The following is a 12478-nucleotide window of genomic DNA, read 5'->3' on the forward strand; positions in this document are numbered from 1 at the left end:
TGCACCCTTCCATTTGCAACTGCTCATCAGACACCCCAAACTTCTTTAAAATCCGTCGATGTTTATCTAAAGTATACGAAAAATCAGACACCCAAATATCTAAATCCCGACGAGACAGCCAAAACTTACCAGCAAACTTTGTCCGCTCAAAATCACCCCCCAACACAAAAATAGCTTGGGGAGTTGGAGCTTGATGAAAAGCAATATTTATCCTCACGGTCATAAACCCAAGTAATACAACCAGTAAACTTAATCCGAAGCAGAAGAGAAAGCGACGAGTGGGAAAATTAAGTTTCATTTATTTAGAGGGGGGAAAGGGGGGAGAAAATTAACGATAAATATACGATTCATGTAAAGCACTCCAACCCTACGCCATTCAAGCTATCATTAATTATAAATCGTTTAGAGTATCCTCCACCGGAGTACTTTTCTACTATAAGTAGGTTGGCGTAATTAAATGTAAGATGTCATTGCGAGGAGGAACGAAGCAATCGCTACGACTGGGATTGCTTCGTTCCTCGCTTCGGACGGAGCATATTATATTTATTTGTACCCACCTACTTATCAAGGCGTAATTAATTAAAAAAGGTACAAACTATGAAAACTGATCGTGAGAGAGAAAAATTAATTAAAGATATCACTGTGCTGCTTTACCAAGCTTATGACAGTACTTTAGACGAAATTTATACTTTATTAAAAACAATTGATGACCAAGAAGACGAAGAAGATTTAAAAGCGATTCAAGAAGCTAGAGAAGATATACGTATTAATGGTACCGTTACCTGGGAAGAAATAAAAAATGAAATGAAAAAGGATGTTGCGTGACTTATAGTGTAGACTTTTCTAAAGTTGCGAGAAAACAATTTAAAAAACTACCTTCAGATGTCCAAGAACGCATCGAAACTAAGATTAAAGATTTAGCAATAGAACCTCGTCCCAGTGGAGTAAAAAAATTCAAGGTGAAGACAATTCATATCGTATTCGAGTAGGAGATTATCGAGTAGTATACGATATTTTTGACGATATCTTATTGGTAACAGTAATTAAAGTCAAACATCGAAGTCAGGTTTATCAGGATAAGAGTTAACAAATTCAATCAGAAACCCAAACATCCAAATCCCGACGAGACAGCCAAAACTTCCCCGCAAATCTTGTCCGTTCAAAATTACCCCCCAACACAAAAATAGCCTGGGGAGTTGGAGATTGATGAAAAGCAATTTATATATTTGAGTGCATAAGTCCTGAGTTAAAATAGGTTGATAACAACAAATTAGTTAATATGACTAAACCAATTCCAGCTATTTATGAAAATGGATTGTTGCGTCCTTTAACTCCAATCGACTTGTGCGAAAAGCAAACAGTCTGGCTTCAAGTTTTACCCAACCAAACAACTACAGAACCCTTTGTTTTATTGTCATCTCTGTATAATTCTGGTTTACTTACACCCAATACTACCTCCGATGCTAAACCCATTTCTGATGCTGATTTGGCATTAATGGTACAGTCTATTGATGTTACTGGTCAACCAATTTCCGAAACAATCATTGAAGACCGAGGTGAATGGTAACAGCATACTTTTTAGATTCCAGCGCTTTGCTCAAACGTTATGTTCCCGAAATTGGAACTGAAGCTATTCAATCTCTAACACTTCAATCACCTATCTTATAGCCTAACTTTATCTGGTAAAGATGGAGCAGATGCAGACCGTTATCAAGAAACAGATGTTAGAAAAGCCGTGAAGGAAATAGAAAACCTGAAGCAACTAGAAGATGAATTAGATGATATTGGAGAGATAGGAATGAAACCACAATATAGTATTATTATTCAGTGGTCAAAGGAAGACCAAAAATACGTTGTTAGTTTACCTGAATTTGGTCCCTATGCCCATACTCATGGAGATACCTATGCAAACGCTCTCAAAAATGCAGAAGAAGTTTTAGAGCTATTAATTGAAGATTATCAAGCACAAGGTAAACCACTTCCAGAACCGATACTTGCCATCTTCTAGTTAAATTTTTCTATGCGCTAATTTTAGATCGCAACTCCAATATTACCCAAATATTTTTATCCCCCAATTCTTAATCGCTTATTGCGAGTCACTAAAGAAATTGCTATGGGTCTACGCTTTGGCTAGGTGTGCGATCGCAAGTTGAAATCAAAAAAACCGTAAAAAAATAGCCTGGAGATTTGGGGGTTGACGAAAAGCAATAATTATGGTAAAAATTCAATAAATAACCGAAACCCTTGTAGTCTCCACATCTCGATTCATACCCGTATTCAGCAACCTCCTCAAGCTACTCAGTTGCTGATTGATAAACCAGTCGCAACTGCTCCATCGCATCCAAAGCCGCAGAAAAATTCCCAGCTATTAAACTGGGAACGAGGTATCCTAAAAAACCCGACTTCTTTGGATAACTTCAAGCGTTCGACTGATAAACCTGCCGTAATTGTTCGATTGTTTCCACAAATGCGATAGCATCCAGCACAGCAGACAACACATCCACATCCCCAATTTCCTCAATCTCCGGTAACAAATTAGTTCCCGAATCTCCAAACTTCAACTGCAATCCCAACGCAATACCCTTAATTAACCCTTGCTTAGTACCCTGCTTGATACCTTGCTCAATACCTTGCTCGATCCCAATTCGCTCAACACTAGTTACATAACGCATATCTTTACTTTCCTCATATTCACGATATTCTCGCCAAAATTCCCGTTCTAATTCCAATGGTAGCGTTAACATCCAGTCAATCAAACGAAATAAATTAACTACTTTTTCTCGTTCAAAGCCCTTTTCATACAACCCACGGATTAAAGCTATTTTTCGTTGTTTGCGCTGGGTGCGATTATCTCCCGTTTCCAATCCTATTAAATGCGCCATCACTAACGTAGCAAACGGATTACTACTTGCTTCCAACTCCTCGAATCGTTGTCGATAATCAATCAGCTTAACAATCGGAAATTGAAAATCCAAGCGACAACCAAACAAATTATAACCAAACTGATGCGGTCGCCAATCGCTGTTAGCATCTCCCAAAATCGCAATTGAAACTACCGAGCGATTGTAACAATCGAAGATACGGTAATTATAAACATACATACGCCGGGAAAACTCATCCTCTTCCTGTCCCTGCACCTCGATGTGTATCAGTATCCAAGATTCAGTTCCATCCAAAAGATAAATTTTTACCAACTTATCAACAAGCCTTTTTCCCAATTCAGCATCGCGAATTACTTGCTGTAATTCCTTATCGAGAAATACAGGTTCTTTGCTCCAGTCAATCTGTGCGTGGAATTGGGGAAAAAAGAATAACATGAAATCTTGGAAGTACAATTGCAAAATCTCTTTCCAAGGAGAATCATATTTAGTTTGCGGATTGGTCATAAATGCTGATTTTTAATATTATTTGCACGAATAATTATCTCAAAATATGCAACCGATCGCGCCCCTTTACCTCTCCTCGAATCCACCGCAATCAGTGTTACCACAACTTCCCGACTACGGAAAGTTAAATCAAAATCAATCCAAACGCGGATTCCTTTCTAGCCCCACTCCTCTCACTCATAACCCACAACACACTCCGTTCAAAATCACTCACCACCCTTACCTTCATGCTCATCACTCCCCGAAGCCATCGCGATCGCAGTTAAGGAGAATTGTAGGTTGGGTTGAACGATAGGGAAAGAGGACGTTACGAGGCTGATAGAGCTTTCCGCCAATATGATGCAACCGAGCCAGAAAATCGTTTGGTCGCTCGTACATTAGAAAGACGGTGGAATGAAAAATTACAGCAGTTGGCAGAATTAGAAGAGGCATATTCAGTCGCCCATCAAGTACAAAGGCTGGGTTTCCACCAAGGGCGTTGCTATTAGCAGGGGTGAAGAGGAGGTAACTAAATTATGGGTGGGTACGGCTTGTGGTTTGAGTTGTTATAGCTATTAAATTTTCTTAGAACACAAGACAATCACAACCGCTTTAATATATAACGATTACGATTGAGAAGAATTGTTTATTTATTGGTTAGACACGCTCACATGAGACAAGTAATCATGTACAAAGATGAAGATGGTTATTGGATTGTGGAATGCCCAAGCCTAAAAGGATGTATTAGCCAAGGCAAAACAAAAGAAGAAGCCCTATCTAATATTAAAGAAGCAATTGCTGGATACGTTGCGGCTTTAGAAGAAGACGGTTTACCTTTCCTGCCCATGATGAAATAGCCAAGGGAACCCTACGAGCAATTATTCGAGATATAGATTCAACAGTGGAAGAGTTTATTGCTTTACTTGAATAAGTTTGTGTATCAGTTGTATAAAAATTAAAATACAAACAAAGATAATTACTTAATATGGTTAATAAAGAATTACTAATTAAAGAAATAGAATCTTTACCTTCAGAATTATTAACTGAAGCATTCGATTTTATTCGTTTCATCAAAGTTAGTCATGCCAAACGTCAATTGAAAGATGATACTAGCTCAAATTTAAACACTCAACAGCAAATAGAAAAAAATCTTTATCCACTACACAACACACAGCCATACAACTACGATAACCCAACAGAACCCGTTGCTTTAGAAGATTGGGAATTTTTGCAATGATTGTAATTGATACACATATTTGGGTGTGGTGGGTTCAGAACGATACAACACGTCTGACGGTAAAATATCAACAATGGCTAAAAGAAAATGAGACTAACGGCATTGGTGTCAGTATAGTTTCTTGCTGGGAAGTCGCGAAATTAGTAGAAAAAGGTAGGCTAACTTTACCTTTCGCGATTACTGAATGGCTAGAAATTGCTTTGGCTTATCCGGATACAGCAATTTTGCAGAATTTAACAGTCAACGCAGACATGACACCGGAGGAGTTATCAAAGTTAATTGTGCGGGAATACGGGCGTTATTACGAGGGAGAGTCACGAGGTAGCGTCACTAAAGTTACCCAATCAGCAACAAATTTGATGATGCTAGAAAATCTGGCTCAGGCTTTGGGAAGGTTCGCGACGGTTTTACGTCAATTGTTGGTAGAAGAAGATATTTATGCTGAAAATGCAATTTATCATGCTCAACGTAAAGCAGTACGTTTTGACGATAAAGATTTTGTTGACTTACATGACTTTTTGAAACTGTTGCGGGATAAATATGCAGGGGATAGTGGTGAAATGACTCAAGTTATCAATGAGGTGATGAACTTGATGATTTTGGAAGTTGAACCGCAGATAATTTTAGCTAATGTGGGTTTGGGGGTGAGATTTGAGCGGGTTAAGGAATTGTTGATTTATTCGCCCGTGAGAGGTTATTCTCAGTTTTACGAGCGTTCGGATTTTGCTGGTTGTGGGTGGGGGGAGTTTTTACGTGTTCATAATGATATAAATTGAGGGTTGGTACGGCTTATTTTGATTTGGTCGCTTACTCTATACCTTGATTTATGACCTCGGAATTCCCAATCCTGCTTGTTTCCCAAAAAGCTTATGAAGAATCCTCTAATGAAGCTTTAGGAAGTAAGTATAAATTTTGGTTTTACCATGAAGAATTTGGTCGTTGTCTTTATAAGCAAAGTCGAGAAAATTTGGGAGAAGATTGGGCAGAAAAAGTAGCATCCGAGTTATGCAAGCTATTGGGACTTCCCCATGCTATTTATGAATTGGCTTCGACTTGGGAAGGTTCGCGTGGCGTAATCTCACCCAACTTTTTACCGCAAGGGGGAACGCTTGTTCATGGTAATGAGCTTCTTTCCTCAATTGTGGCGAACTACCCTGCTTTTGATACTTATGGCGTTTCTCAACATACAATAGATGTAGTGTTGGAGGTGATCGCAGGCGAATCTGTCAATTTACCTATTGATTGGACAGCACCTTCTGAGATAGAAACTGCAATAGATGTGTTCGTCGGCTATCTTCTGTTGGATGCGTGGATTGGTAATGGCGATCGCCATCATGAAAACTGGGGAATCGTCCGAATTAAAGCAGTATCTACCTCGGAGGAAGCGGAACACCTCGCACCCACCTACGACCATGCTTCAAGTTTGGGACGCGATCTTTCTGACGAACAAAGACAGAAACGCTCGGTTGAGGCTTATGCAAACAAATGTTTCTCGGCATTTTATGGCAGTGTTGACGACAAAAGAACTCTCAAAACTTTTGATGCGTTCTCACTCGTTGCTAATCGCTATCCGAAAGCGGCTTGGGTGTGGTTGACTCGACTTGAAAATATCACAGAAGTTAATATTTTAGATATTTTTAATCGTATTAACTCGTCGCGCATTTCCACCGAAGCAAGTAATTTTGCTCGGTCTATTCTTGAAATCAACAAACGCAGGCTAATTTCCTTGAGGGAAACACTACCTTGAAAACACCAAAAACACTATTTCTAGCTTGGCAAGACCCCATTAGTCGCTATTGGTTTCCCATTGGTCGATTAACATTTGATGGGAGTACCTATCAATTTGTCTACACCAAAAGTGTAAAAGAAGCTGAAGAGAAATCTGCTTTTAAACCTTTGTCCTCGTTTCCCCGCTTAGATGAGGTTTATACATCAACCCAGTTATTTCCTGTATTTGCGAATCGACTAATGTCGCGATCGCGTCCCGATTATCAGCGTTTTATTGAATGGCTCAATATTCCGAATGATGAAAATGACCCAATTACAATTTTAGCTCGGAGTGCTGGAGAACGAGAAACAGATACACTCGCCGTTTTTCCTTGTCCAGAAATTGATGAACGGGGACAGTACCATCTTTATTTTTTTTCGCATGGATTGCGACATTTACCAAGTAGCGCTATTGAGCGGATTAATCAACTCGAATCTGGGGAAAAGTTATGGTTAGCTCACCAATTTCAAAATCCCTACGATTCTCAGGCTTTAATTTTAAACACCGAAGACCACTACATCGTCGGTTACTGTCCGCGATATTTGCTTGCAGAAATTTTTGAGTTGCTTCGACACAATTCTAACTTAGATGTGCAGGTAGAGCGTGTAAATAAACCTCCAACACCGCTCCAATTTCGCCTGTTATGTAAAATGAGTGTCGATGTGGTCGATGATTTTCGCCCCTTTTCAAGTTCTCAATATAACCCTCTCGCGGAGTCTATGAATTTTATTTATTAACCTCATTCAGGTAAATATCCAATATTTTTAACAATTTCTTGTAATATATTTTTACATTTACTCCAATGACGTGCAACTTGTGCTGAAGTTAAATTTAAATCTTGAGCAATGTTTGTTAGTGTGTTTGGAGGATCTTTTAATAATCGCCTTTGAGCAAGCAACTGACAGTTGCATTCGGGGTGTTTCTGAAGATGACAATTTCTTAATCTTGCTTCAGCGTGTAAAATTTCTTGGAAAAGTTGACGAAATTGTAAATTTATCGCGTCCTCTTCAAATGATTCCGATGTTACTTTTACCCTTCCTTGAATAAGTTTAATGGCTTCCCCGTGGTTGTTAATTAGTGGAGACTGGGGAATTTTTACCAAATCGTAGTATTTTTGTAGCTTCTGCTCGACGGAAACCGCTAGCGTTCGGTTTGTAATCCAATCATCTTCCGGAACTTGATGCGGGTTAAGTCCAGCCAAAATTGCACCTGTAAGTACCCCATGTTTACCATCTAATTGCTGATAGGCAACTTCGTAGTCACGGGATGCAGCCATTAGAAAGCGATCGCACCCCGAACTTTGTGTTCCCAATTCAGTATCTTTAAAATTGAGCAATTCTCCTGAAAAACAGCAATCTAACCAAATAATTTGCTGTTTGACTTGACTTTGCTGCAATATATCCCATAAATCTCGTAGCGAGAAACCCCATATTTTACCCGGATTAACGTCGCTGGCTGCTAAAAAACCCTGTGTGAAATTTGCTCTTAATTGCTTTCGCAGTCCATGTCCTGCGAAAAATAATAACGCTGTTTCTGGGGGTTTTCCAGTTTCAGGAAGGAATAAATCGAGGATTGCTTTTTCTAATTCTTCAGTTTTGAAGGGTATATTTGGGTCAACTTGCAATTTATTATCGATAACTTTGGCTGGGAAGCGTTTGACTCTAAAGTTATTTTGGGCTTCTAGAAGTTGTGCGATCGCTTCTGCGTCAGATGCAGGGGTAGTGAGATGCTTGTGACTACCTGATGAATTTTTGAGGAAGGGGTATTTATTGATTCCTACTACTAAAGCATCTCGGCTCATAAGGATAGCGTAAGCTTAAGTGTTTTTACGTAAATATTTTTAGGTTGGGATAGCAAAAAAATTCCTTCCGACCGCTATACAGGAGCAGCTTATATTTCTTTAGAGGATGCCAAAGAACGTTTAATTATTCCCATTAATTTGACAATGCGGATTGCTCCTTTATTTCCACTTTTTGTCTTAATTTTGGGTATAGTTTGCGGTCGATTAATTAAATATATGCAAGAAAAAGGTATTCCTCAAGCTGAGACATTAGGTAAAGTAAAAGAACTAGAAAAGCAAGTTACTCAAGCTGACCAACAAGACCAAAAAATTCTCAAACCTATGCTATCAAAAGCAGAGCAGTTGGTGCAGGGAATGAAATTGGAGACAGCTACAAAAGAAGTTGATAAAATTTCTGCTCGTTTTGAAAGTTTGAAGCAACTACGTAATATAGAACAAAAATTAGAACCTTTAAAAGCTCATCCACAAGTGAAGGGAGACAATGGAATTATTCAAAAAATCAATAATATCCGAATGCAAATTGATTTATCTCAAGATGAACAAGCAAAAACATTATTAGAAGAATTACAGCAAGATATAGGTAAATTGCAACTTCCCCCAATGATGGGAGATAAGACACCATTTAATTTATCAGAAGTTATTAAAGGAGTAAAAGATGCAGTCGTTGCAGTAGGAGGTTCCGTAGAATCTAGTATTAAAAAACCTATAGATAAATGGGTATTCTGGTTGCAAAAATCGCTAATTTTCTTATCTGGAAGTAAGTTTCGTACTCAAGCAACTTATTGGTTTGCGCGTCCTTTGTTTTCGCTGATGCTGTTGTTTGGTTTATCGATAGTAGGACTGCGTTCTTTATACATCCAAAAGGGAACCACTTTTGGTGCTGACCCTTTTTCTGATTATTTGGGGTTATTTGTTTGGGGTTTGAGCGCGGATGTAGCGAGTCGTAGTTTGAGTAATTTAGCTGGAGAAGAAGAGAAAAAGGAGTGATTTTACTGACTTTTTTCTTCATTTTGATTAACTTTCGCAGCAACTAACCGTACCAATTGAATATCCAAACCTAAAGACTCAGCGATTTGTTCTACAGTCGCACCCAAATTCAACATCAAAGGAACCGTTTCTAATTTCCCTTCTAGTTTTCCTTCTGTTTTACCTTCCTGTTTGGCTTCTTGGTAAACTTTGGTTTGTTTTAACTCGCTTAATAGCAAAATAATTAGCAATTTCCTTTAAGTCTTCCGTTGCAAGAATGTTAATAAAATATCTAGGATTCATTCTTGCCTTTCGCGCACTTGCTGCAAATCTTTCAATATTTGACCTACAAAAGCTTTTCCATCAATAGGTGGAGTTTGTTCGCTAATTGCGATCGCAGCGTCTATTTTTTCTCTCACGGAATTTATCCAGTCAGTATCTGCTTGCTCATATTCATCAAGGAGCTTGAAAGCAAGTTCTAATACTTCTTGTGCATTGCGATATTTACCTGTTTGCAGTTTGTTTTGAATAAATTGTTCTTGTTGGGGGGTAAGTATCATGCTCATAGCGTTTGATTTCACCGTTTGCTTCATATTTTAGCAAGACGATTCTTCAATCATTCAACCACATTTTGAAGCGGTATAGCTACATCTTGCACATAAGTCAACTAATCATTTTTGCTAAACCTCATCCGAGATATTAATTTTTTAATAAGTGCTTGCTCTACACCAAACCGACGAGCCATCAAAAGCTCCTCTTCTTCAGTTGGCATTGCATCAAGCGTTAATAAGTATTCCAAAAACGGCTGCGAATTCACCTCAAGCAAATTATTTTCTGTTGAGTGCGATTCTGCTGTAGAGTCCGCTCCTGAGAAGCTACTTTGCTCAAGCTGCACCTGTTGTCTCATCTTTGAAAGCAACCATTCCTCTATTTTTCCCTTCTGTGGTGGTTGCAAGCCAAGCGTTTGACAAGTGACGAGAAATTCTTGCCCAATGATAGTTTCTTGATGTAAATTTTTTAAAAATACTGCGAATTCCTCTTCAGATAATAAACTAAGCTGTTGTTGAAAAAGCTTTTGGATTTCTCCACTTAAGCGGAATATGCGAGATGCTTGAAATTCTTCATCTCGTTGAATCCCTTCAATATTATCGAATCCGGGATAGAGATTGTCTACAAACCAAATACCCACACGACCAACCTCTGGGACTGATAAGCCCAAAGAATCGCACGCAAATACTAATTCCATTCCTAAAGAAGTGTAAGTAGAAAACATCCGATCTAAACTACCTACTTGAGGAATTGAATTTCCATTTTTTTGAGCCAGTTCAAATACATCTAAGCCTAAATCAATTAAGTATCTTAATGTCTTTGACAAAGAACTGCCTAGTATCGGCAACATTTGGTCTACTCTTTGTCGCACACCCGGTGCAAGAGTAAAAGATACTCGATTGGTATCCCCTTGGGGAAAGCGTTCGCGCTTATTTATCACAGATTTTTGGACTTAGTTTCATCGATGTTTCACTTCAGTTTACATAAACAACTATATTTTTAGTTTATTCTCCGCAAGTTTTATATCAAAGCCTCGTCAGTGAGACAATTTAATGCATCACTAATAATTAATTAATGTTAAATTAAAAATGCATTATAAATGTTTGGTTATGCATTACTTGTAAATATATATAAAGCTAATGCATCATTATTTCTGTGAATTGATAGAATGTTTTCATTCGGTATAAGCGAACCGCTCGGAGAAGAATTGAGAGTTTTAACATGAAAACATAACTCCATTCAACTCCGAACACCAGTTCTAATGCCACCTCCCTTCTAAGATTCCTCTTCTTCTGATTCAATCCAAGAGAGGATTAATTCTTTAGCTTTTTGGCTCATGGAGGTTTTGCTACGAGCGCAAGCTATTTTAAATTGTGTACGTTCGTCGTCAGACAAAAAAACTACAAGCTTTACGGTTTTTTCTTCCGTTTTTTTCAAGTTAGACACATTTCACCCATTACGATACTTACCCCAATTATGTCATTGAGATAAATATCAACATATAGGTAAACTATGTATTGTGTACTAAAATACCTATATAGGGTATGATTCAAAATAAAAAAATTTCAGTTTCGAGTCCAAAAGTTCAAAACTCCCGTAAACCCCTTTATTTGTAAGCAGGAATCTTGAAATATGAAAAACTGCGAAATCCTGAAAGTTTGCCCAGGAATACTTAGAATTTTAGTAAGTTTCTTCAGTGCTGAATTCGATAACACTACTATCACAGCTTCAAGAAGGTGTTGCTGTACTGATAGCTCATAAAAAGTATTTAAGCGCACATTGATTACGAGTTATCCGTTGAATTTTCATCTGAGTATCTAAGCTTTCCCTCCTTTTCAGCTATTTCAACGTCTCTACGCAACAAATAAGCTGCTAAATCTGCAAGGCTCGTACCTTCAATATCAGCCCACCTTTGTAATTTTTCATGGGTCAAGTCGGGCATAGAAACGCTTATTCTCTTGGTCACGGTAAGTCTTTTCTAATTTTCATGTCTCATCGTATCTTTTATTTAATTAAACTTATGTTGCTAAATAGATGCTATATAGTTGTAAAATAGATAATAAGATGAGTTAAATACTCCCGTAAACCCCTTTACTTATAAGCAGGAATCTTGAAATATGAAAAACTGCGAAATCCTCAAAAGTTTACCAAAAGAAGGTTTAGAACCAAGGCAGTTCTTACGTCACTGCTTTGGTATCGCCGAACTGACTCCCGAGGAGTTGCTTGAAGAGGAAACAGACAGTCAGTACCGCAAAAAATGCATTACCCTATTCTGTGCAATTTTTGATATACAGCGAGCAACGGTTCGCAAATGGGGAAGCGATCTTAATTTTGAAGGGATGCCCAAATACTGCAAGATTGCGCTTGCCTATATCTATGCTGCCCAAATTGCGCCTCATCAGTTAGGAAGCATCTTAAAAGGGAATTTTGCTCCACCATCGGTTGATGCTCAAACGTTTCTAGAGAAAGTCCTTCTCGATGGGTTAACGGAGCAGGAGGTATTGCAGGCTGTCTCTCATGCTAATTTCCGTGGCACTTGTGTTAAAGCCCTAACCCAGGTTCTGCATATTGGCACAAAATCAGTGCAAGATTGGGGACAAGATATGTCGTTTCGTAAAATGCCTCGAATTCATAAGAATACTTTAGGTTATGCATTAGCAGCTATCTCTCAAGTTTTATCAATTGATACTTCTTTCAAGCCAAGCAAGCCAGCAGCACTGTCTAAAGTACTGGAAACAGCAGCTTAAGTTATTCAAATTGGTTGGATTAGAAAAATTGGTCTTTAGCGTAGA

General features: G+C 38.4%; 20 protein-coding genes and 1 pseudogene. 13 read left to right on the forward strand and 8 right to left on the reverse strand.

Features of this window, described 5'->3' with window-relative positions:
• A pseudogene (locus VB797_RS20280) lies at window positions 1-298 on the reverse strand (hypothetical protein); the annotation flags it as partial.
• A gap of 299 nt (window positions 299-597) precedes the next feature.
• On the opposite strand from VB797_RS20280, the gene VB797_RS20285 reads away from it, so the two are divergent.
• The 5 genes from VB797_RS20285 (at window position 598) to VB797_RS20305 (ending at window position 2008) form a co-directional block, all read left to right on the forward strand.
• Window positions 598-825, forward strand: a complete 228-nt coding sequence (locus tag VB797_RS20285) for a hypothetical protein (RefSeq protein ID WP_323239546.1) — start codon at window positions 598-600, stop codon at window positions 823-825.
• A complete protein-coding gene (locus VB797_RS20290) occupies window positions 822-989 on the forward strand; it encodes a hypothetical protein (RefSeq protein ID WP_323239547.1) in 168 nt (55 codons plus the stop codon). Before VB797_RS20285 ends, VB797_RS20290 begins: the two co-directional genes overlap by 4 nt.
• A complete protein-coding gene (locus VB797_RS20295) occupies window positions 980-1087 on the forward strand; it encodes a type II toxin-antitoxin system RelE family toxin (protein ID WP_323239616.1) in 108 nt (35 codons plus the stop codon). The genes VB797_RS20290 and VB797_RS20295 overlap by 10 nt, the downstream gene beginning before the upstream one ends.
• Window positions 1088-1279: 192 nt before the next feature.
• Window positions 1280-1567 (forward strand): antitoxin family protein, encoded by a 288-nt coding sequence (locus VB797_RS20300; protein ID WP_323239548.1) that lies wholly within the window; start codon window positions 1280-1282, stop codon window positions 1565-1567.
• Window positions 1568-1798: 231 nt separating this feature from the next.
• The gene (locus VB797_RS20305) at window positions 1799-2008 is read left to right on the forward strand and encodes a type II toxin-antitoxin system HicB family antitoxin (RefSeq protein ID WP_323239617.1); all 210 of its coding nucleotides are present in this window, start codon (window positions 1799-1801) and stop codon (window positions 2006-2008) included.
• 409 nt (window positions 2009-2417) lie between these two features.
• Here the strand turns inward: VB797_RS20305 and VB797_RS20310 are convergent, their stop codons facing one another.
• Window positions 2418-3386 (reverse strand): cytosolic protein, encoded by a 969-nt coding sequence (locus VB797_RS20310; RefSeq protein WP_323239549.1) that lies wholly within the window; start codon window positions 3384-3386, stop codon window positions 2418-2420.
• Between the two features lie 284 nt (window positions 3387-3670).
• On the opposite strand from VB797_RS20310, the gene VB797_RS20315 reads away from it, so the two are divergent.
• From VB797_RS20315 to VB797_RS20340, 6 genes are all read left to right on the forward strand, one after another.
• Complete coding sequence (locus tag VB797_RS20315; protein ID WP_323239550.1) at window positions 3671-3874, forward strand: hypothetical protein; 204 nt, start codon at window positions 3671-3673, stop codon at window positions 3872-3874.
• Between the two features lie 162 nt (window positions 3875-4036).
• Complete coding sequence (locus VB797_RS20320) at window positions 4037-4222, forward strand: type II toxin-antitoxin system HicB family antitoxin (protein WP_323239551.1); 186 nt, start codon at window positions 4037-4039, stop codon at window positions 4220-4222.
• 128 nt (window positions 4223-4350) lie between these two features.
• Window positions 4351-4602 (forward strand): hypothetical protein, encoded by a 252-nt coding sequence (locus tag VB797_RS20325; RefSeq protein WP_323239552.1) that lies wholly within the window; start codon window positions 4351-4353, stop codon window positions 4600-4602.
• The gene (locus VB797_RS20330) at window positions 4599-5378 is read left to right on the forward strand and encodes a hypothetical protein (protein ID WP_323239553.1); all 780 of its coding nucleotides are present in this window, start codon (window positions 4599-4601) and stop codon (window positions 5376-5378) included. The genes VB797_RS20325 and VB797_RS20330 overlap by 4 nt, the downstream gene beginning before the upstream one ends.
• A 50-nt stretch (window positions 5379-5428) precedes the next feature.
• Entirely contained in the window at window positions 5429-6349 is a 921-nt protein-coding gene (locus tag VB797_RS20335) for a HipA-like protein (RefSeq protein ID WP_323239554.1), read from the forward strand.
• On the forward strand, window positions 6346-7107 hold the full coding sequence (locus VB797_RS20340; protein ID WP_323239555.1) for an HIRAN domain-containing protein: 762 nt from the start codon (window positions 6346-6348) through the stop codon (window positions 7105-7107). The genes VB797_RS20335 and VB797_RS20340 overlap by 4 nt, the downstream gene beginning before the upstream one ends.
• Before the next feature lie 2 nt (window positions 7108-7109).
• On the opposite strand, the gene VB797_RS20345 is transcribed toward VB797_RS20340, so the two are convergent.
• Complete coding sequence (locus tag VB797_RS20345) at window positions 7110-8171, reverse strand: caspase family protein (protein ID WP_323239556.1); 1062 nt, start codon at window positions 8169-8171, stop codon at window positions 7110-7112.
• A gap of 144 nt (window positions 8172-8315) precedes the next feature.
• Here VB797_RS20345 and VB797_RS20350 point away from each other — a divergent pair, with 144 nt between their 5' ends.
• Entirely contained in the window at window positions 8316-9158 is an 843-nt protein-coding gene (locus VB797_RS20350; RefSeq protein ID WP_323239557.1) for a hypothetical protein, read from the forward strand.
• A gap of 2 nt (window positions 9159-9160) precedes the next feature.
• Here the strand turns inward: VB797_RS20350 and VB797_RS20355 are convergent, their stop codons facing one another.
• The 5 genes from VB797_RS20355 to VB797_RS20375 form a co-directional block, all read right to left on the reverse strand.
• Window positions 9161-9388 (reverse strand): hypothetical protein, encoded by a 228-nt coding sequence (locus VB797_RS20355; RefSeq protein ID WP_323239558.1) that lies wholly within the window; start codon window positions 9386-9388, stop codon window positions 9161-9163.
• A 48-nt stretch (window positions 9389-9436) separates the two neighbouring features.
• Entirely contained in the window at window positions 9437-9703 is a 267-nt protein-coding gene (locus VB797_RS20360; RefSeq protein ID WP_323239559.1) for a ribbon-helix-helix domain-containing protein, read from the reverse strand.
• Window positions 9704-9804: 101 nt separating this feature from the next.
• Window positions 9805-10626 (reverse strand): hypothetical protein, encoded by an 822-nt coding sequence (locus tag VB797_RS20365; RefSeq protein WP_323239560.1) that lies wholly within the window; start codon window positions 10624-10626, stop codon window positions 9805-9807.
• Window positions 10627-10961: 335 nt separating this feature from the next.
• The gene (locus tag VB797_RS20370; RefSeq protein WP_323239561.1) at window positions 10962-11132 is read right to left on the reverse strand and encodes a plasmid partition protein ParG; all 171 of its coding nucleotides are present in this window, start codon (window positions 11130-11132) and stop codon (window positions 10962-10964) included.
• Between the two features lie 337 nt (window positions 11133-11469).
• A complete protein-coding gene (locus tag VB797_RS20375; RefSeq protein WP_323239562.1) occupies window positions 11470-11652 on the reverse strand; it encodes a ribbon-helix-helix domain-containing protein in 183 nt (60 codons plus the stop codon).
• Window positions 11653-11803: 151 nt separating this feature from the next.
• Here VB797_RS20375 and VB797_RS20380 point away from each other — a divergent pair, with 151 nt between their 5' ends.
• On the forward strand, window positions 11804-12433 hold the full coding sequence (locus tag VB797_RS20380; RefSeq protein ID WP_323239563.1) for a hypothetical protein: 630 nt from the start codon (window positions 11804-11806) through the stop codon (window positions 12431-12433).
• Window positions 12434-12478: the final 45 nt, after the last annotated feature.

Source organism: Rivularia sp. UHCC 0363 (assembly GCF_034931125.1).
Lineage (GTDB): Bacteria > Cyanobacteriota > Cyanobacteriia > Cyanobacteriales > Nostocaceae > Rivularia.

Coding starts and splice junctions, on each gene's coding strand:
- VB797_RS20305 (WP_323239617.1), top strand. CDS start 1,799: ATGAAACCACAATATAGTATTATTATTCAGTGGTCAAAGGAAGACCAA.
- VB797_RS20345 (WP_323239556.1), bottom strand. CDS start 8,171: ATGAGCCGAGATGCTTTAGTAGTAGGAATCAATAAATACCCCTTCCTC.
- VB797_RS20335 (WP_323239554.1), top strand. CDS start 5,429: ATGACCTCGGAATTCCCAATCCTGCTTGTTTCCCAAAAAGCTTATGAA.
- VB797_RS20285 (WP_323239546.1), top strand. CDS start 598: ATGAAAACTGATCGTGAGAGAGAAAAATTAATTAAAGATATCACTGTG.
- VB797_RS20320 (WP_323239551.1), top strand. CDS start 4,037: ATGAGACAAGTAATCATGTACAAAGATGAAGATGGTTATTGGATTGTG.
- VB797_RS20310 (WP_323239549.1), bottom strand. CDS start 3,386: ATGACCAATCCGCAAACTAAATATGATTCTCCTTGGAAAGAGATTTTG.
- VB797_RS20325 (WP_323239552.1), top strand. CDS start 4,351: ATGGTTAATAAAGAATTACTAATTAAAGAAATAGAATCTTTACCTTCA.
- VB797_RS20330 (WP_323239553.1), top strand. CDS start 4,599: ATGATTGTAATTGATACACATATTTGGGTGTGGTGGGTTCAGAACGAT.
- VB797_RS20350 (WP_323239557.1), top strand. CDS start 8,316: ATGCGGATTGCTCCTTTATTTCCACTTTTTGTCTTAATTTTGGGTATA.
- VB797_RS20380 (WP_323239563.1), top strand. CDS start 11,804: ATGAAAAACTGCGAAATCCTCAAAAGTTTACCAAAAGAAGGTTTAGAA.
- VB797_RS20300 (WP_323239548.1), top strand. CDS start 1,280: ATGACTAAACCAATTCCAGCTATTTATGAAAATGGATTGTTGCGTCCT.
- VB797_RS20360 (WP_323239559.1), bottom strand. CDS start 9,703: ATGAGCATGATACTTACCCCCCAACAAGAACAATTTATTCAAAACAAA.